Here is a 19316-nt window from a genome sequence, read left to right on the forward strand (position 1 = left end):
AGAGCGAAGGCCCTCGTCGACCATCGACGGGGGCCTTCATTGTCGCGGGTGGCGAGTGGTTTACTGAGCTGCGGGTCGGACCGCGGTCACATCCATGGCGACGAGCGGCCCGGGCAGATCTGCCCCGAATACCGTGCGCACCGGGTAGGGCTGCGGGAACCGCCGGCCGTACACCTCGGTCACGGCCGTGAAGTCGGCTGCGAAGTTCTGCACCATCACGGTGACCTTGACCACATCACCCAGACCGAGGCCTACAACCGCCAGCGCCGATTCGATGTTGTCGATCACGCTCTCGGTTTGCTCTGCAGCATCCGATGACAACGGGGCGTTATCGGGTGTGAACGGCCCGATTCCTGCCGAGAATACGAAGCCGCCCGCCTCGGCGATGAAGCTGTATGCGCCCCGTGGCTCACCCAGAGCAGGCACGTCACTAAACCTGGTCATGAGCGAAGCTGACCGGGGATGGCGGAGAGCAGTTCTCGCGTGTAGTCATGCGCCGGGCGGGAGAGCACGTCATCGGCCGCTCCATGCTCAAGCAGATCGCCGTGACGCATCACTGCGATGCCGTCTGAGACCTGCCGAATCACGCCAAGATCGTGTGAGATGAAGAGGTAGCTCAGTCCAAACTCTTGCTGGAGATCGACAAGGAGCTGCAGAATCTGCTCCTGGACCGAAACGTCGAGCGCGGAGACGGGCTCGTCGAGCACAATCAATTCAGGGCCGAGGGACAGCGCACGAGCGATGGCAACGCGCTGCCGCTGGCCGCCAGAGAGCTGCCGCGGACGACGATCCGCAATCTCGACTGGCAGGCTCACCCGATCGAGCAGATCGTGTGCGAGAGTTCGTCTGCTGGCACGATCCCCTATCGAAAACGCGCGCAGCGGTTCGGTGATGATCCGCTCGATTGACATGCTCGGATCAAGGGAGCCAAACGGGTTCTGGTAGACAACCTGGATGCGGCGGCGAAGCTGACGAAGGCTCTCTCCCCTAAGCGCAGAGATGTCCTGGCCGTCGAACATGATGCTGCCCGAGTCGGCAGGGATGATTCGCGCCGCAATGCGGGCAAGGGTCGTTTTGCCCGAGCCGGACTCCCCCACGATCGAGAATGTCGATCCTCGAGCAACGTCGATCGAGACGGAGTTGACGGCCGTGAGCGTTGTCGCACCGACACCTGGCCTGCGCACCGAGTACGTCTTGACGATGTCGACCAGAGACAGAACGGTGTCGTTACGACTCTCCTGCGTCACCCGGTCGCGCAAAAAGAGCGGCACGGGGCGCGACTCGGTCGAAACCGTCGGCGTCAGGCGTGCGCTCGAGAGCCCCGGCGCCGCTGCCACGAGCTTGCGCGTGTAGTCGTGCTGCGGGTTGCCAAGAACCTCGGAGGCGAGTCCCTCCTCGACCACGCGGCCGCTCTGCATCACGACGATGCGGTCAGCCCGATCGGCCGCGACGGCCAGGTCGTGGGTGACGAGCACAACCGCAGTGCCATGCAGCTCTGCAAGGGCTTCGATGCGGTCGAGAACTTGCTTCTGCACCGTGACATCGAGAGCGCTGGTCGGCTCATCGGCGATGACCAGCGCCGGATTACACGCCCACGCGATGCCGATGAGTACCCGCTGTCGCATGCCCCCCGAAAGCTCGTGCGGGTATTGGGTAGCCCGAATCTCTGGCTCAACGATTCCCACCTCGGCAAGAATCTCGACTGCGCGGGCCGCAGCATCCTGTCGCGAGAGCCGCTGATGCAACCGAAGCACTTCGGCGATCTGCTCTCCCACGCGGATGAGCGGGTTCAGAGAGTTAGAGGGGTCCTGGGGCACAAAGCCGATCTGGGCACCGCGCAGCTTGCGAATCTCGCGCTCGCGCATGCCAATCAGTTCACGACCGTCGAAACGGATGGAGCCGCCGACAATGACGCCGCCCTCAGAGAGACGGTTCACGATCGACTGGGAAACGGTGCTCTTGCCCGAGCCGGATTCGCCGACGACCGCAACAACACCGCCGCGCGGCACAGAGAAACTGATCCCCTTGACCGCGTGGACGGTGCCAGAACTCGCACGGTAATCGACCAGGAGGTCGCTGATCACGAGCAGGTCGTCGGTCACTTGTCTCCTCCGAAGTAGCGGGCAACGCGGTTGACGGCAAGCACCACGATCAGAATGACGACACCCGGGATGATGCTCAGGTACGGCGCGATGGCAACGAAGTCGCGACCGGCAGATACGAGAGCACCCCACTCTGGCTCCGGCGGCTGGGCACCGAAACCGAGAAAGCTCAGCGCCGAAACGGAGAGCACTGCGGTTGCGAGCTCCAGGGCAGCCATCGCGATGACGGGCCGTGCCGCGTTCGGCAGGATATGGGCAAACACAATGCCGGGCCAGCGCACCCCGAGGGTGGCGGCCGCCTCAACGTATTCCTCGTTGCGCACTCGCACGACCTGAGATCGCATCACGCGCGCGAACGAGCCTGCGGCGCCAAGCCCTACGCCCAACGCCACCGACCATGGCCCAAAACCGAGCGTCACCACCACGATGAGGGCAAGCAGGATGCCTGGGACAGCGATGAGCACGTCGACAAAGCGCATAACGACAAAGTCGATGCGCCCTCCGATAAAGCCAGAGAGCAGTCCCACGATTGCTCCGACAACGACACCGACGACGACGGCGAGTCCGGCGGCGGCAATCGAGAGCCGCGCGCCATAGATAACGCGGGAGAAGAGGTCGCGGCCCAGGTGGTCGGTGCCAAACCAGTTCTCGGCGCTCGGCGGCAGGAGCTTCGCCGAGGCAACTGATGCATAGGGGTCGTGGGTGGCGAAGATGGCAGGGAACCCCACGACCAGCCCCGTGAGAACGATGACAGCCAAGGAGACGAGAAGCCCCGGCTTAGTGAGAAGCCTCATGCGGAGACCTCCGCCTTTCGTGCGGTCTTCGGTCGCGCAAGCGCTGGCCGGATGCGGGGGTCGATAAAGCTGTAGGACAGGTCGACAAGAAGGTTGGCGAGCGAATAGACGATTGCGACGACCACAATGACGCCCTGGATTACCGTCACGTCACGCGCCAGCACAGCATCCACTGTTAGTCGGCCGATGCCGTCGCGCGAAAACACGGTCTCGACGACGGCTGTTCCTCCCGCGAGGTAGCCGATCTGCAGACCGATCACGGTGATGGAGGGCAACAGCGAGTTGCGCAGCACATGGCGCACGAAGATGGTGCGGGACGAGAGCCCCTTGGCAACGGCCGTGAAGACGTACGGGCTCTCCATCGCCTCGAGAACCGCGGAGGAGAACACCTGAAAGAAGAGTGCCCCCACCGGTAGCGCCAGCGTTATTGCTGGCAGAACCACGCTCATGGGGTCGCGCGTACCGGAGGATGGCAGCCAACCGAGGCCGAACGAGAACACCGTGATAAGCACGAGACCGCTCAAGAACGCCGGGATCGCGACTCCGAGCGGCGGAACCTGCAGGAGCGTGTTACGGAGCCACCGCGGTCGAGAAAGGTAGGCAAGAAACGTGACAAGGGCGGCACCGAGGATACCCAGAACGAGGGCGAGAATGGCAACCTGTGCCGTGTTGGGCAGTGCGCGGCCGATGAGGTCGAGCACGGGAAGACCGGTAGAGATCGAGATGCCGAAGTCGCCGACGAGCACGCCGCCGAGCCGAACGAAGTATTGCTGCCAGAGCGGCCCATCGAGACCATAACGCTCTCGGAGAGCCTGCAGTTGCTCAGGGTCTGTCGTAGTGGCGTCCCCGCCCTTGGCAGCAAGCGCTGCAAGGACGGGGTCGCCGGGAAGCGCGTTGATCAGAAGAAACGTGACCGTATAGGTCGCCCAGATCACAAAGACGAACTGGAGAATCTTGGGCGCGAGAAAGAGAGCGGTGCTCTTGAGCCTCGACGGTGCCCCTGCTGATGCCATGCGCGTTCCGATTTCTACTGACAGGCTTCGACTAGCTGAGCTTCATGTCGAAGAGGTTGACGCGCGATGCGGAGTCGAACACGATTCCGCTTACCGACGAGGACGATGCGTGCAACTGAATCGTCTCGAGCGTCGGAATGACATAGGCCTTGTCGACGACGAGAGCCTGGATGTCGTCGATGATCGCCTGGCGGGCATCGGCGTCGGCCGTTGTTGCCTGCTCAGCAAGCAGCGCTTCGAGCTCTGCGTCGTCAACGATCGCCCAGTGCGACGATGCTTCCTGCGACAACAGCACGCGGAGCACATCGGGGTCCGTGCGCGTGAGACCGGCACCGAGGAACTCATATGAGCCGCTGGCGATCGCACCGAAGAAGTCACCGGGGGTAACCATGTTCAGCTGGAGGTCGAAGCCGATCTCCTTGAGCTGAATCTGCGCAGCCTCGAGCACGTCCTGAGCGTAGAAGCCCGTAACCGTTGCCGTGAGCTTCTGGCCCGCCTTTTCGCGGATGCCGTCGGCCCCTTCGACCCAGCCGGCTTCTTCGAGAAGGTCAATGGCACCGTCGCGGTCGAACTCCATGGCCTTTGCCTGGCTGGTGTAACCGGGCGTTGTGGAGGTCAGCACGCTGGTGGGCGCCTGTCCGCTTGCGGAGCCCGTGAGCTCATTGATCTCGCCGCGGTCGAGTCCGATCATGACGGCCTTGCGAACGGCTTCTTCTGCCAGAACTCCCGTGGAGGTGTTGGCGATGAGCGAGTTCGGCACCCCGGGGTTTGCTGCCGCATAGAGAGCGTAGTCATCCGTGGCAAAGCGAGACTCGTCGATGTAGGGCAGGTCCTGAATCACATCGAACTCACCGGAGGTGAGCCCACCCGTGCGAACGCCGTTTTCGGTGATGATCGGGAAGGTGATGCTGTCGGCGTATGCCTCGCCCGTGTGGCCGCGGAGCTCGGAGCCCCAGTCGTAGCCCGTGCGCTTGACGATCTCGAGCGAGTCGTTCTGCACGTAGGACTCAAGCACGAATGCACCGGAGCCAACGATCGACTGGCAGCGGGCCTCTGGCGTCTCTGTCGTCGTCTCGGCGGAGACGATGCCGAGCGTGATGGTCGATGCGCCCTGCAGGAACTGGGCGTTCGGGGCGGAGAAGTCCACGGTGAAGGACGACTCGTCGTTCACGGTGGTCGCCGTGTATCCCGCGAGGTACTGAGCAACGAGCGAGGCGCTGGCACCCAGCTGCATTGCGGCATCGAAGTTGGCGGCGACGACATCCGCCGTCAGCTCAGTGCCGTCGCTGAAAGTGACTCCATCGCGCAGCGTGAAGTCGAACGAGGTCAGGTCGTCATTTGCCGTCCATGACTCCGCAAGCCACGGAACCAGCTCGCCCGTCTTGGGGTCCTGGTCGAGCAGCGAGTCCACGAGCTGGCGGGCAACGTTGAGCCCGGTCGTCACGGTGACCTGCTGCGGGTCGATGCACGTGGGGTCTTCTTTGAGCGCGAAGATCACGTCTTGCGAGGATGCGGCCTCGTCGGTGGACGCTGCACACGAGGCGAGCAGAGCAACTGCGGCGACGGCGACAACCGGCACGCCGATGCGGCGACGCGCACGGAGGGAATTCAGGATCACTGTGGTCCTTTCAAGGGGTGGAGGAAACATGGTGCTGGATGTGTGCTGTGGTGCGGTGGTGCTGCGGTGCGGTGGTGCAGTCAGGTGAAGAAGATCACAGGGGCAGTTCGCCAGAGATGACGACTCCGCGGGAGACGACGGCGACGATGTTTTCTGAGCGGAGATCGTCGATGTTCTCCCAGGGGCGACCCTTGATGACGATGAAGTCAACGCCATAGCCCTCGCGCAGGGTGCCCACCTTTGATCCGAGACCCACGACATCCGCAGCATCCGAGGTTGCAGAAACCAGCGCACGCTCCGCCGACCACTCGAACATCGTCTTCATCATGCGAATCTCTTCGAGCTGGTCGCCGAACGTGACCATAGAGCCGTTGGCATCGGTACCGAGAACGAACCGGAGCCCGGCCGCACCAGCGCCTGCAAAGTTGGTATCCCGCTCTGTGACAACCTCCTGCGCCTTCTCCCGAGCTTCGTCGGAGACCGGGATGGTGCCATTCGCGAGACGGTCATTGATGAGCAGCGTGGGCGCAATCGGGATGTTGCGCTCGATAAGGGTGGGCCAGTGACGCTCGACGACACCGGTGCCATGCTCGATCGAGTCCGCGCCGAGGGCGAGCGCAATATCCACGCCCTCGCTCGAGTGCGTGTGAGCGGCAACGGGCATGCTGAGCGCGTGAGCCTCGTCGATGGTGGTGCTGATCTCGGCGTCGGTCTGATTGCGCCATCCCACCCGGTCGCCGATCGAGAGCACCCCGCCGCTCGTGTAGATCTTCACCCCGTGGGCGCCAGCCCTTGCCCACTGTCGCACGAGCTTGCGGCACTCGTCGGGGCTGTCTGCCACGGGGTCGCGGTGAGGGTAGTGGGGAGGGATAAAGAGATCGCCGTGCCCTGCCGTCATGCCGACCTGCCCGTGCACGAGCACTCGCGGCCCTGCGAGGATGCCCTCGTCGAACGCGCGGCTCGCAGCCAGTTGATGCTTGTCGCCCGCAAGATCGCGAAGCGTCGTGACACCGGCCTTCGCCGCCCGGATGGCGTTGGAGGCGATGTGGAGCGTGCGCTCCTCGCCGGGTGTCGTGATCGGCCACGATGCGAAGTCGACCTTCTTCTCACCCGCATAGGCCCCGAGGTGCACATGGGTGTCGACGAGTCCGGGGATGATGCTGTACTCGGCGGGCGAATCTCCGCTCGCCGAAACCGAGCTAATGCTGTCGCCTGCCCATTCGATGGAGCCAACGCCCACATAGGCGGTGCCGTCCCAGATCGCGACGTTGTCGACTCGGCGCGGGGTAATGACAGCAGTCATGGTTCTCCTTCAGTGCGGCAATGCAGGGCGCGGGGGTGCTGACGAACATGTGCCACAGCTGCAGGGAGACCCCAACGAGATGAAATCTCCGTGAACGTTCCAACAAGTTCTACAGGAACATGTTAACAAGTCACGACGAGTAAGACGAAACATGACGTTTCCCAGCAGGTTTGGTGCCCGTTTTGGTGAGAAAACCCCGCTTAAGGCGTGGGCAAAAGTCATGTTTCGCGCCACTTGTCAACAAGTAGCGCCGCGGAAGGGCGTACCGGCAGCCCCGCACAGCAGAAGGCCCCGTCACCGAAGTGACGGGGCCTTCTGAACGCCGCTGGGGCGAACTTGTTCTACTTGACGATTGCCGCCGGCAGGTTCTTGCGCGAGGTCAGAACCTGGTCAACGAGTCCATACTCAAGGGCCTCGTGGCCGCTGAGAATGTTGTCGCGATCGATGTCCTTGTTGACCTGCTCGACCGTGCGGTTGGAGTGCTTCGCAATCGTCTCCTCAAGCCAGCCGCGCATCCGCAGAATCTCACGGGCCTGAATCTCGATGTCCGAGGCCTGTCCGCGACCCGAGTCACCGGCAGAGGGCTGGTGAATGAGCACGCGAGCGTTGGGCAACGCAAGCCGCTTGCCCGGAGTACCCGCCGCCAGAATTACGGCTGCAGCAGATGCTGCCTGGCCGAGAACCACGGTCTGGATCTGCGGGCGAACGTACTGCATCGTGTCGTAGATCGCCGTCATCGCGGTGAACGAGCCACCCGGTGAGTTGATGTACATGACAATGTCACGGTCGGGGTCCTGGCTCTCGAGAACGAGAAGCTGCGCCATGATGTCATCCGCAGAAGCGTCGTCGATCTGCACGCCGAGAAAGATGATGCGGTCCTCGAAAAGCTTGGCGTAGGGGTCCTGACGCTTATAGCCATACGCCGTGCGCTCTTCGAAGGTGGGAAGGATGTAGCGAGACTCTGCTGGGCGAGCAACGCCCCCGGCCTGGTGTCCGAAGTTAGTGAATTCCATGATCTTCCTCGCCCTAGTCCTTGGCTTCTGCTTCTGAGGCCGCAACATCGGTTCCGCCGCCACCGGCGACGTCCGATGCGAACTCACGCAGGTGATCCACGAAGCCGTACTCGAGAGCCTCCTGCGCGGTGAACCAGTTGTCGCGGTCGCCGTCTTTGATGACCTGCTCAATGGACTTGCCGGTCTGCTCCGCGGTGAGTTCCGCCATCCGGCGCTTCATGTCAAGGATGACCTTGGCCTGAGTCTGGATGTCGGCCGCAGTACCACCGAATCCACCGGAGGGCTGGTGCAGCAGCACGCGGGCGTTCGGCGTGATGTAGCGCTTGCCCTTGGTGCCGGATGAGAGCAGGAACTGCCCCATTGAGGCGGCGAGTCCGATGCCCACAGTGACGATGTCATTGGGCACGAACTTCATGGTGTCGTAGATCGCCATGCCAGCGGTGATCGAGCCACCGGGCGAATTGATGTACAGGTAGATGTCACGCTTCGGATCTTCTGCGGCGAGGAGAAGGATCTTCGCGCAAATCTCGTTGGCGTTGTCGTCGCGCACCTCTGAGCCAAGCCAGATGATGCGGTCCTTGAGGAGTTGGTCGAAAACACTGCTGACCAATGCCGGTTGGGCCATTGCCTACGCTCCGTTTCAGTTATCGCGTATGTCGAATCTATCGGAGCCAACGCCCGCTGCGGCCTGCGTTCGCTGTAGGCAAAGAACCCAGCGTCAGAAGGTGGCGTCGAGAGCGGCCCGCAGATCCGCGAGAAGGTCGTCGACATCCTCCAGCCCGACAGAGAGACGCAGGTGACCCCACGTGCGGAATTCCTCCGGATAGAAGGCCACGCGCTCCCCCGCCGTTCCGACGTGCACGATGAGCGATTCGTCGTGTCCGAGAGAGACGGCCGAGGTGATGACGCGAAGGTTGGCCACGAACCGGTTCTGGGTGTCAGGGTCTCCCTTGACGGCGAAGGCCATCATCGCCCCGTAGCCCGAGAGAACCCGAGACGCCAGCTCATGTTGAGGATGCGACGCGAGACCCGGGTAGGCGACGTACGCCACGCGACCGTCGGAGGCCAAGAACTCGGCGACCTTCTGGGCGGATGCCACATGCTGCCGCAGCCTCAACGGCAGAGTCACCGACCCTCGAGTAATAAGCCACGCGTTGAACGGGCTGATAACGCCACCGACATCGACCATGGCGTCTGCCTTGATCCGCCCGATGAGCTCCGATGACCCCGCGACAGACCCTCCCATCGCATCGCCGTGGCCGTTGATGTATTTGGTGAGCGAGTGGATCACAAAGTCGGCACCGTCGAGGATGGGCCGCGCTAACGGCGGCGGCGTGAAGGTCGAGTCGACGCTGAGCAGGGCACCGGCCGCATGGGCGATCTCGGCGAGAGCTGCGACATCCGCCACCCTCGTCGTAGGGTTGGCCACTGTCTCCACATGGATGAGCTTGGTGTTGGGTTTGATCGCCGCTCGCACCGCATCCAGATCGCTCGTATCAACGAACGTGGCCTCGATTCCGTAGCGCTCGGGCAGGAGCTCAGAAAAGAGCCGAAAACTGGCCTCGTAGGTCTGATCGGCGACGATCGCGTGATCACCGGAGTGCAGGGTGGTGAAAAACACCGCGTGGAGCGCGGCAACTCCGCTGGCAAGCACGACGGCATCCTCGGCGCCATCGAGCAGGGCGAGCTTCTGCTGCAGGAGCTTCTGATTCACCGCACCATTGCGGGTGTACAGCGTCGCCTCCGACGATGACCAGCTCAGAGAACTGGGGTCCTCTGGCAGGGCGTACGAGTTGGCCAAGACTAGGGGCGTGCGCACAGCTCCCGTTGCCTCGTCCACCCGGTTTCCCGCATGCACCGCCTGCGACAGCTGGCCGAGGGTTGCGGGGTTCTTCTTGTCGGGGCGCTGGTTCATGGCATCAATCTAGCGGGGGGCGCTCCCATCCCCCGCGCCCGTGTCGGTGCATGACGAAGGCCCGCACGGATCATCCGTGCGGGCCTTCGTTGTAGCGCTAACGACTATGCGTGGTCGTGACCGAAGTGCTCGTCGCCCGCCTGGCGCCCGTGGCTGTCCGAGCCACCGGCCGGCATCTCGGCGAAGTCGGCATCACCATCGTTGTTGACACCGGCGGTGAAGGCCGACAGGTCGACCTCCGCACCGTTGGAGTCGACAACCTTGGCCTTGGAGAGAACGGAGGCGAGTGCCTTGCCGCGAGCAACCTCGCCGACCATTCCGGGGATCTGACCGTTCTGGTCGAGGATCTGGATGAACTCGCCCGGCTCCATGTTGTACTGAGCGGCACCCTGGATGAGGTACTGCGTGAGCTCGTTCTGGCCGACCTTGATCTCCTCGGCCTCGACGACTGCATCAAGAAGAATCTGGGTGCGGAACGTCTTCTCGCTCGACTCGGTGACCTCGGCGCGGTGCTCGTCGTCTTCGAGGCGGTTCTCGTTCTCAAGGTGACGGTTCACCTCATCCTCGACGAGCTTGGCGGGGACGGGGATCTCGACAGTCTCGAGGAGCTTCTCCACGATCTGGTCGCGAGCCTGCGTGCCCTGGCCGAAGACCTTGGACTTGCCCAGCTGCTCACGCAGGTCGGCCTTGAGCTCGTCAATCGTGTCGAACTGGCTGGCGATCTGAGCGAAGTCGTCGTCTGCGGTGGGGAGCTCGCGCTCCTTGACGGCGTTGACGGTGACCGAAATCTGGGCGTTCTCGCCGGCATTGTCGCCGCCGAGAAGGGGAGCCTCGAACGTGGTGCTCTCGCCGGCGGTGAGCGAGTCAAGCGCCTCGTCGATGCCGTCAATGAGCTCGCCGGAGCCGATCTCGTAGGAGATGCCCTTGGCCGTGTCAACCTCGTTGCCGCCGATGGTGGCGACCAGGTCGATCTGGGCGAAGTCGCCCGTCTTGGCGGGGCGGTCAACGGTTACGAGGGTGCCGAAGCGTGCGAGCAGGTTGTTCAGCTCGGTCTCGACCTCCTCGTCGGTGACCTCAACGGCGTCAACCGTGAGCTCAAGACCGTCGAGCTTGGGCAGTTCGAACTCGGGGCGCACGTCGACCTCAACCGTGATCTCCAGGTCGCCGGAGAAGTCCTTGAGCTCAGGAAGGCCCGTGACGTCGGCCTCGGGGCGACCAAGCGGACGGATGCCCTCGGCATCTGCAGCCTGACGGTAGAAGCTGTCGATTGCTTCACCAACGGCGTGGTTGAGCACCTCGGCACGGCCGACACGCTGGTCGATGATCGCCGGCGGAACCTTGCCCTTGCGGAAGCCGGGAATGTTGACCTGCTCCGCAATGTGCTTGTAGGCGTGGTCAATGCTGGGCTTGAGGTCTTCGGGGCTGATCGAGATGACGAGCTTGACGCGCGTCGGGTTCAGCTTCTCCACCGTGGTCTTCACGTTGCTGCTTTCTCCTGAGTTTTCATATTTCGACGTCTGTACTGCTGCTGTGTCGGGGCGACAGGATTCGAACCTGCGGCCTCTCGGTCCCAAACCGAGCGCTCTACCAAGCTGAGCTACGCCCCGATTGCCTACAACCCTCCACCACAAATCCATGGAATGAGGGGGTTCGGCCACCTCTGACGAGGGCGCAAACGCCACCGCATAAAAAAGGCCTCGGCAAGTCTAGCTGAGTTGCCCCGAAACCTCGCACCGCATCGGTGCCATTCGCGCAACAGCTGCCGGATGCGTTAAAACCATGCTCCGCGATGTAATAGGATTGCTGAGCACTCACGGCCTCCGGGTCGCGAACTGCGGGGATGTAGCTTAATGGTAAAGCCTCAGTCTTCCAAACTGATTACGCGGGTTCGATTCCCGTCATCCCCTCCATATGTGGGATCTGACTCCCTATTTCTTCTGATGCTTCTGCGTGTCATTGATGGCACGCTGATTCGACCGCCAATGCGCGAATCTGCTGCCCCCCGTCTGTGGGCCAAAACGTACCCCGTAGGCCATTGCCATGTCCCCCATAGAGGGGGCTAACATCAAGCAACCCCACCCGTGTATGCCCGAGCCCCCTCGGACAGCCTGCCCAACAGGAGTCACCCGATGTCTTCTACCGCAACTGTTACCAGCCCCGCTACGACCGGTGCCCCCGCTGGGTGGTATCACGACCCACTGGGCCTCCCCCAGGTGCGGTGGTGGAACGGCATGATGTGGACGAATGAGGTGCAGCCCCCTCGGCCAGAGATTCAGGTCTCGGCGGCCTATCGGACGCCGCTTGCCGGCCGCCCGTAGGGTTTCGGAAAAGAATCGCACTCCTCCTCCCCACTGCTCCTCCCCAACGGGCGACACGCGCACCAACCCCCCTTTAACCACTCTCATCCCCTAACCGCGCAGCACCTCGATAGTGTCGAGGCAACTATGCGGAAGGCACAGCGATGAGAGTGGAAAACGGCAGCGGTTGGCTCGGCGATGTTCGGGCTGAATGGCCCAGGAGTATCTCCGATCTCACCGACACCACGCGGTGCCCAGCGTGCTTCACTCCGTTGCGCAGCGCTGTGTGCTCGCGGTGCGGGCTCGATCTCAGCGGCGCTCACGCACGTGAGCTCGCCGATCTGTCGGGCCTGATTGCACGCCAACTCAACGACCGCGCGGGCCTTATCGGCCACATGGCCGAGGCTGCACAAAAGGCGGCCGTGCCAGCCCAGGCCGTGCCAGCCCACACCGTTCCCGCCCAGTCCGCGCCAGCCCAGGCCGCGCCAGCCCAGGCCGCGCCGATCACCGCCCCCTCCGCCCCCGTCGCTTCCCCACCTGCTGCCGCCGCACCCGTCAGGCCAGGCGCGACACCGCGGCGCTCCGGCGTGCAGATCGCCCTCCTCATCACCGGAATCTCGCTGCTTTCCGTCTTCGCCATTTTCTTTCTGATTTATGCGTTCATCAACTACGGGCTCGTCTGGCGGTCAACCATCATCGCCGTCGTCACGGTGGCGGCCTTCGTCGCGGCATCGATGCTTCGCAAGCGACGACTGACGGCGAGCGCTGAGGCGATTGCGGTTTTCGCCCTTCTCCTCGTATACCTCGATGCCTTCGCGATTCGAGCAAATTCGCTCGGAGGCGCGGATCGGATCGATGGGCGCGCGTACTGGGGACTCGTGCTGGTTGGCAGCGCCATCGCCTTCATCCTGTGGCACAGGGTGGCCGGTGTGCGAGCGGCGAGCATCGTGGGGTACTCGCTCTTTGCCCCGGGGGTTGGAGTGTTGGTCTCGGCCTTGAGCAGGTCAGGCGACAGCTACAGCTCCTCCTCGACAACCGCATTCATCATCAGCATCGCGGTTGCCCTGGGTTCGCTCATCCAGATGGCCGCACTTGCCGTGCCAGAAAAGCCCGGTCGAAGCGCCAGCCTCCTCCCTGAGCGGGTGATCGCTGGCGCGACTGGTCTCATCGCGCTTCTTCTCGCAGCACTCTTCGGACTCACACTGCCCGCATCCCAGATTCCGGCTCCCGTCCCGCTCGCCATCTGCGCGGGAACAGCACTGCTTATTGCCGTCGCGCACAGCGCCGCACTGAGGGCCCGCCCCAGTTCGCACTTCGACCGAGTGTCGTCCATAGTGTTCGCGGGCGCTTCAGGAGCGGCCCTCGCGGTGGGAGCCGCTACCTCAACCATCTCGGATCGCAGTGACGAGTCCATCACATTCATCGCCCCGGCCCTCGCCTTCGGGGTGACAGTCGTGCTGCTCCTCATCCGCAATGCCGTCACCGCGCAGCGGGCCCAGGCAAACGCGGCAGTCTTCGCGGCGGCCGGCGTGTCCGCCCTTGCCATACTCCCCGCAGCATTCATCGCAGTGGGCCACTGGGTCACATTCCTGGGCGACGCAGTAGACCTTGACCCGGTCTCATCGGGCGCCGCCGCGCGTATGCCCTTCGCCCTCGTACTGTATTCGGTCGCTGCGCTCACCCTCGCCGTCGCTACGACGGCACTCTGCCTGCGCCTGGTCGGCAGGTTCCGGTCGGCGTTGCCGTGGCTCCTACCCTCAGGCGTGGCGGTGCTGTTAGTCGCCCTAACACTGCTCCCCTCGGTCTGGTTCGTGCTCACCGCCAGCACCGCCCTCGGCACGGTCGGTCTTGTCGTCCTCCGTCGGATGCCTCGTAGCTACTCCGCGGCAGCACGAACAGCGGCGCTCGGCGGCTTTGCCACCACGTGGCTTGCCGGGTGGCTTGCCGACGACACCTGGCTCCCGGCGACGATCGTGACGGTGGCCGCGCTCGTCGTCGCTCGAATCATCGTGTGCTCCGCTGCGTGGGCTCGCGCGCTTGTCACAGGCGGAGCTGTGTCCCTCAGCCTCATCGGCATCGCCTACGGCGGATGGCTTCTCGCCCCTGCTGGTTCGGGCAACGCTGCACTCACGTCCGCCGCGGCGGTGGCCATTCTGGCCGGAGCGCTCAGCGCCGTAGCCGCGCTGGACCTGGGCTGGATCACCACGCTAGAACGACGTCTCGTGTGGTGGGTCACCTTCGCTGCCCTCCTCGCGTCGGCCATAGTGTGGGCCATCTATCCGGCAGAGAATGCGCCCCCCTCCATCTCGCTGTTGGTCTTTGCCGGTGCATCTGTGACCGCTGCCGCCACAGCGCTCTGGAGCATCGCCTCTCCCCTGGTCGAACGGTTCTGCGCAGCTTTGCTCATCGCACCCGCCTTCGCAGTGGCGCTGAACGCAGCGGCGCATCTGGCTGTTCCCGGCGGGCTGCCTGCTGGGCTGGACGCCGCCGTGGCTGCAGCGCTCATCGCTGCGCTTGCCCTGGTGTGGACTGCAGCACCCCGGCGTGGCGTGGATATCGGCGTCGCCCTAACAGCTCTGCTGGCGCTCACCGTGGCAATCGGGTCGCCCAACCAAACGGGCTGGATTGTGCTGCTTGTCTGCGCCGTGACCGCGGCGATCGCTGCCAGCTCACGCGATGGTCTCGTCAGCTCTCGGGCGCCTCGACGCCACCTCGGATGGCTTGCGCTGTTCTTAGCGATAGCCGCGCTCTGGTGGGCACTGACCGACGCCGGAATCAGCGCCATTGAACCGTTCGTCCTGCCCCCGGCCGCTTCTCTCATCGCCATCGCCGTTCTCATCCGGATCCGTCGGAACGCTTCGCTCTCAGCGGCGCAGCTTCTTTTCTGGGGGCTCGTGCTCGCGATCGTGCCGATCGGGCTCGCCTCCTCCGGCACCGACACGAGCGACCTGGTGCGGGCGGCTGTCGTTGTGCTCGTCTCCGCGATACTGCTGGTTGTCGGATCAGCCGTGCTGAGTCGCTCGCAAAACTCAGCCCCGACTACGGCCGACGCCGCCCTTGGGCATACTGAGTTCTCCCGGCTCGCGGCGGCAGCAGTTGCTAGTGCCGGGCTTGTAGGCACCGCTCTCGTCACCCTTCTCCGCGCCGGAGAAGCGATCTCCTCGCCAGCAGGGGTGCTGGAGATGTGGCTTGCACCATCGGTCTGTGCGCTCATCCTGTGTGCCGCATTCGTGAGCCGCCGGGAGCAGCTCACCGCGGGCAAAGTGACCATCAGCGGTCCAAAGCTCGGCCAGGCGCTCGTCGTCGCCGCGATCGCCACAGCCGCCCTTTACGAACTCGGTGCGGTGATTGCCACGCCCGAAGGCTCGCCTGTCGGCGCATCCCTCCGCGTCGTCGTGGTCGTCGCGGCGCTGAGCGCGATTCACGTCGCAGCATTCGCACGCCGCGTGCCGCTCGCCGCAGCGTTCGGCTCCCCTGCGGCCTGGACCGCCATCGGGTTTGCCGGGGTCGCCGCTCTCGTCGGGCTCGCCTACGTTGAGGCGCCGGAGATGGTCACAGCACCGGTGGCCTTGGCCCTGATCGTCACCGGAGCGCTACGCCTTTCTCGCAACCCCCGGAGCGGGAGCTGGCCAGCACTGGGCCCGGGCCTCGCACTACTACTGCTGCCCACACTCCTGCTCACGTTCACCGACCCCGTCGTCTGGAGGCTCGTCGCTCTCGGCATCGTCGGAGTCGCGACAATCGTCGCTGGCGTTGCGCTTCGGCTGCAAGCGCCGTTCATCATCGGAACCGTTGTGGTGCTGGTGCACGCCCTGAGAACGTTTGCGCCGCAGATCGTAGCGATCTACGAAGCCGCGGACTGGTATGTCTGGGCCGGAATCGGCGGAGTGCTGCTCGTGGCCATCGCCATCCGATACGAACACCGGATGCGGGACGTCAAGCGGGCCGTCGGCAGCATCGCCTCCCTCCGCTAGCAGCACGTAGCACGTCGCAGTGCGCGTGGTCAGCGCAGTGCGCGTGGTCACGGCTCCAGGGACGTGACTACACGTCTCGATGGGTGAAGCGCCCGGCCAGAATTGTCGCAGCAACAGGCATGCGTCTCAGATCGTCACCGGAGGCAGCCCAGGGGTCAGCATCGAGGACAACGAGGTCGGCAACCTCGCCTGCCCCAATGCGGGTGCGAGTGGATGCGAACAGCGCATCCCCCACCGAGATTGCTTGTTCGGGATGCCACGGCGCGCGGCCGTCGCGAGACCGCGCGACGGCCGCCGCGATGGTCACCCACGGATCAAGCGGCGCGACAGGAGCATCGGAGCCCAGCGCGAGTTCAACCCCGGCATCCAGCAGAGTCCGCACCATGAACGATCGCTGCGTTCGGCCCTCCCAGAATCGGTCGGCAATATCCCGATCATCCATCGCATGCTCGGGTTGCACGCTCGCCACGATGCCCAACTGCGCAAACCGCGCGACATCCGACTCCCGCAAAAGCTGTGCATGCTCAATGCGGCCGGGGATGCCCAACTGCTCATACGCATCCAACACCAGAGCATTCGCATGGTCACCGATCGCGTGAACGGTCGGCTCGATACCGGCGTTCACGGCACGCCGAATGAGTGGCATCACCTCGTGGGGCGGCAGGGTGAGCAGGCCGTGCGAATCGGGACCGGAGAGTCCCGGATATTCGTCGTAACAGAACGCTGTCCTCGTGCCGAGTGACCCATCGGTGACGACCTTGAGCCTGCCGACCGACGTCAGCTCGTCGAGCTGCTGGCCCGTGCGCAGCCCCAGCTCGATGGCGCGGTCGAGGTGCTGAGCGTAAATGCCGAATTCGATGCGAGTCGAATCGGATCCCGAGCGGCGGCGGCGCATCCAGTCGTCCAGGTTCCAGCGCATCTCCAAGTCGACGATGCCCACGATGCCCCTGGTTGCCGCTGATCGCAGCGCGCTATCGACCCAGCCATCGAGAACAGCGTCGGGCGCCGCCAACAGCCGTTGCGAGACAGCGAAGGCGTCGTCCTCGCGCAGGACCCCGGTCGGATGATCCGCGAAACCATACATTTCAAGAGCGACAGAGTTGAGCCAGACGCAGTGCAGATCATTGCTGAGCAGCACGACCGCCCGGCTCCCCGAGACCTCGTCGAGCGCCGTGCGATGCGGGGCATCCGGCCACAGGGCATCGTGAAATGCGGTGCCAACAAAGGGCGATGACATGTCCGAGCGATCGACGCCACCGCGCATTGCCGGCTCTGCCGCGAGGGCCCACGACACCATCTCTGCCGCCTGCCGGGCGGACGACGCTGCCGCAAGGCTCAGGGTCGAACTGGCAAAGGCCCACTGGCTCATATGCACGTGGTTGTCCCACAGCCCCGGGATCACGACGCGACCTTCGAGATCGACGGTTTCGGCGGAGCCGTCGTGAAGGCCGGGAGCAATGCGCGCTATCCGTCCGGCCTCGATGAGGATATCCGTGTAACCGCTGACGTTACTATCGGCGAGCCCAACATCCCGGGCCCCGCCGATGTTGGCATTCCGAAGCAGCACGCTCACCGTCCCTGCTCGCGCTTCATCTCTGCCGCCAAGGCTGGGTTGGGATAGTTGGCGCCCTCTGAGAGCTCGCCGATGACGGAATCCACGACGTCTGCCGGCTTGTTCTGGCTCAGTTTTGCCCTCGCCCCATAACGGCTGACGACAAGTCGAAAGCCCACCGTGCCCGACACGATGCTCCGCCCATATTCCTCGTTGTTTTCGAGCAGGTGGGGGTGCGGCATGGAGTCTTCGAAGTGATGAACAAGCTCCCCGAGCACGCGCCAGTTCTCTTCGTCGCTGAGAATCTCGGGCGTTCCATAGAGATGGGCAGTGACGTGGTTCCAGGTGGGCACCCCAGCCCCGGGACCGTACCAACCGGGCGACACATAGCCATGCGGCCCCTGGATTATCACGAGAATCTCGTGCTGCCCCAGTTCGAGAGCACGATCGTCGGGACGACCGACGTGGCTGACGATGCTGATCTCATCCCGGTTCTCTTCGAGCACCACGGGGTAATGCGAGGCGACAAGGCCATTGGCGGTATTCGAGACGATGGTCGCCCAGGGGTTCTCTCGAATCAGCCTCTTGACCTCGTGCGGATCAGTGACGACGAAGTGCGGGGTATGCCTCATCCGCTCATGATTGCAGAAGGCGGTGCCACTTTTTAACCCGTGGTGTAGCCCGTGACGCTCAGCGCTGACAGCTGAAGCCTCAGCGTTGGCAGTTAGGGCACCAATAGAGTTTGCGGGCCGCGGCCATAGCCATGGTGATGTGGGTTCCGCACACCCTGCAGGGCTGCCCTTCGCGGTGGTACACCCAGTGCCGGTCGTCTCTGCTGGCGAGCGCGGCGACATAGGCCTCGCCTTCCAGCCCATCCATCGTCATCATCTGACCCGTTTCGACACCGATCGAGAGCAGATGCGCCCAGTCACGCCACAGATTGCGCACGACCTCCTCTGGCACGAGCTTGCCTGGCGTATAGGGATCGAGCCGCGCCCTGAACAAAAGTTCTGCCCGGTAAACATTGCCTATGCCGCTCACGACGGACTGATCCATCAGGAGAAGACCGATGGGTGTCGCCTTCTTGCGCACAGCGGCGACGAAGCGCTCTTCCCCTTCTGCGGGGTCGCCGACGAGCGGGTCCGGTCCGAGTTTGCCGATCGAGACGGCGACCTCGTCGGGGGTCTGCACTTCACACGCTGTCGGCCCCCGGAGGTCGGCCACGGCATCCGTCGTGAGGAGGCGAACGCGCACCTGCCCGATGGGCGGCGGGGGAAACTCCTCAATATCCTCGCCCTGTCGCTCGGACTCCGACATGCGAAGCCGCGTGCGGCGGGGGGCGCCGATGCTGTGGAGAGATGCTTCGTTCTCACCGCGAGAGCCTGCTGCTCCCGGCACAACTAGGTCGTGCCCGGTGACAAGCTCGGCGACAGTGCCGCGCTGATTCGTCTGCCCCATGCGGCCTCCCGCAGAGGCGACCGTGGCATCCGCGGTGATGTCTCCCGCAAAATCCCAGGCGCCATAGAGCCCCAGGTGCACTCGCAACCACAGCCCGTGATCGAACTCAAGGAACATCTGCTTGCCTACGGCAAGTGCGTCGACCATGGTGTGACCATCGAGCTTCTCGGCACCAGCAGAAAAGCGACCCTGGGGCGAAGAAACGGCCACGGGCCTGCCCACAAAGTGCAATGAGAACTGCCGCGCGATGCGGTGGACGGAATGACCCTCAGGCATC

The 19316-nt window shown here is 64.0% G+C and carries 15 protein-coding genes and 2 tRNA genes; 3 read left to right on the plus strand and 14 right to left on the minus strand.

Annotated elements, in window-relative coordinates:
• Positions 1-60: 60 nt before the first annotated feature.
• The 11 genes from C2138_RS07970 to C2138_RS08020 form a co-directional block, all read right to left on the minus strand.
• Entirely contained in the window at positions 61-444 is a 384-nt protein-coding gene (locus C2138_RS07970; protein ID WP_108516889.1) for a RidA family protein, read from the minus strand.
• Complete coding sequence (locus tag C2138_RS07975) at positions 441-2102, minus strand: dipeptide ABC transporter ATP-binding protein (RefSeq protein ID WP_108516891.1); 1662 nt, start codon at positions 2100-2102, stop codon at positions 441-443. The genes C2138_RS07970 and C2138_RS07975 overlap by 4 nt, the downstream gene beginning before the upstream one ends.
• Positions 2099-2896: an ABC transporter permease gene (locus C2138_RS07980; RefSeq protein ID WP_108516892.1), complete on the minus strand. Its 798-nt coding sequence runs from the start codon at positions 2894-2896 to the stop codon at positions 2099-2101. The genes C2138_RS07975 and C2138_RS07980 overlap by 4 nt, the downstream gene beginning before the upstream one ends.
• Positions 2893-3909 carry an ABC transporter permease gene (locus C2138_RS07985; protein ID WP_108516894.1) on the minus strand — a complete coding sequence of 339 codons (1017 nt, stop codon included), beginning with the start codon at positions 3907-3909 and terminating at the stop codon, positions 2893-2895. The genes C2138_RS07980 and C2138_RS07985 overlap by 4 nt, the downstream gene beginning before the upstream one ends.
• Positions 3910-3940: 31 nt before the next feature.
• Positions 3941-5527, minus strand: coding sequence for an ABC transporter substrate-binding protein (locus C2138_RS07990; RefSeq protein WP_159078175.1), 1587 nt, complete (start codon positions 5525-5527; stop codon positions 3941-3943).
• A gap of 94 nt (positions 5528-5621) precedes the next feature.
• Positions 5622-6830, minus strand: a complete 1209-nt coding sequence (locus C2138_RS07995; RefSeq protein ID WP_108516898.1) for an amidohydrolase family protein — start codon at positions 6828-6830, stop codon at positions 5622-5624.
• A gap of 341 nt (positions 6831-7171) precedes the next feature.
• Entirely contained in the window at positions 7172-7843 is a 672-nt protein-coding gene (locus C2138_RS08000) for an ATP-dependent Clp protease proteolytic subunit (RefSeq protein WP_108516900.1), read from the minus strand.
• A 13-nt stretch (positions 7844-7856) separates the two neighbouring features.
• Positions 7857-8468 carry an ATP-dependent Clp protease proteolytic subunit gene (locus C2138_RS08005; RefSeq protein ID WP_108516902.1) on the minus strand — a complete coding sequence of 204 codons (612 nt, stop codon included), beginning with the start codon at positions 8466-8468 and terminating at the stop codon, positions 7857-7859.
• A gap of 93 nt (positions 8469-8561) precedes the next feature.
• Positions 8562-9758, minus strand: coding sequence for a trans-sulfuration enzyme family protein (locus C2138_RS08010; RefSeq protein WP_108516903.1), 1197 nt, complete (start codon positions 9756-9758; stop codon positions 8562-8564).
• Between the two features lie 104 nt (positions 9759-9862).
• Entirely contained in the window at positions 9863-11239 is a 1377-nt protein-coding gene (gene tig / locus C2138_RS08015) for a trigger factor (RefSeq protein WP_159078176.1), read from the minus strand.
• Between the two features lie 52 nt (positions 11240-11291).
• Positions 11292-11365, minus strand: a tRNA-Pro gene (locus C2138_RS08020).
• Between the two features lie 229 nt (positions 11366-11594).
• On the opposite strand from C2138_RS08020, the gene C2138_RS08025 reads away from it, so the two are divergent.
• The 3 genes from C2138_RS08025 to C2138_RS08035 all read left to right on the plus strand — a co-directional run bounded on the left by C2138_RS08025 (position 11595) and on the right by C2138_RS08035 (position 16029).
• Positions 11595-11668 (plus strand) — tRNA-Gly (locus C2138_RS08025).
• 219 nt (positions 11669-11887) lie between these two features.
• The gene (locus C2138_RS08030; protein WP_108516907.1) at positions 11888-12076 is read left to right on the plus strand and encodes a DUF2510 domain-containing protein; all 189 of its coding nucleotides are present in this window, start codon (positions 11888-11890) and stop codon (positions 12074-12076) included.
• A gap of 143 nt (positions 12077-12219) precedes the next feature.
• Entirely contained in the window at positions 12220-16029 is a 3810-nt protein-coding gene (locus tag C2138_RS08035) for an SCO7613 C-terminal domain-containing membrane protein (RefSeq protein WP_108516909.1), read from the plus strand.
• Positions 16030-16096: 67 nt separating this feature from the next.
• Here C2138_RS08035 and C2138_RS08040 read toward each other — a convergent pair whose 3' ends face one another.
• The 3 genes from C2138_RS08040 to C2138_RS08050 form a co-directional block, all read right to left on the minus strand.
• Positions 16097-17602, minus strand: coding sequence for an amidohydrolase (locus C2138_RS08040; RefSeq protein WP_108516911.1), 1506 nt, complete (start codon positions 17600-17602; stop codon positions 16097-16099).
• Positions 17599-18213 carry an FMN-binding negative transcriptional regulator gene (locus C2138_RS08045; protein WP_108516913.1) on the minus strand — a complete coding sequence of 205 codons (615 nt, stop codon included), beginning with the start codon at positions 18211-18213 and terminating at the stop codon, positions 17599-17601. Before C2138_RS08045 ends, C2138_RS08040 begins: the two co-directional genes overlap by 4 nt.
• A gap of 79 nt (positions 18214-18292) precedes the next feature.
• Positions 18293-19315 carry an Fpg/Nei family DNA glycosylase gene (locus C2138_RS08050; protein ID WP_108516914.1) on the minus strand — a complete coding sequence of 341 codons (1023 nt, stop codon included), beginning with the start codon at positions 19313-19315 and terminating at the stop codon, positions 18293-18295.
• Between the last annotated feature and the right edge of the window lies 1 nt (position 19316).

The organism is Salinibacterium hongtaonis, from assembly GCF_003065485.1.
GTDB lineage: Bacteria > Actinomycetota > Actinomycetes > Actinomycetales > Microbacteriaceae > Homoserinimonas > Homoserinimonas hongtaonis.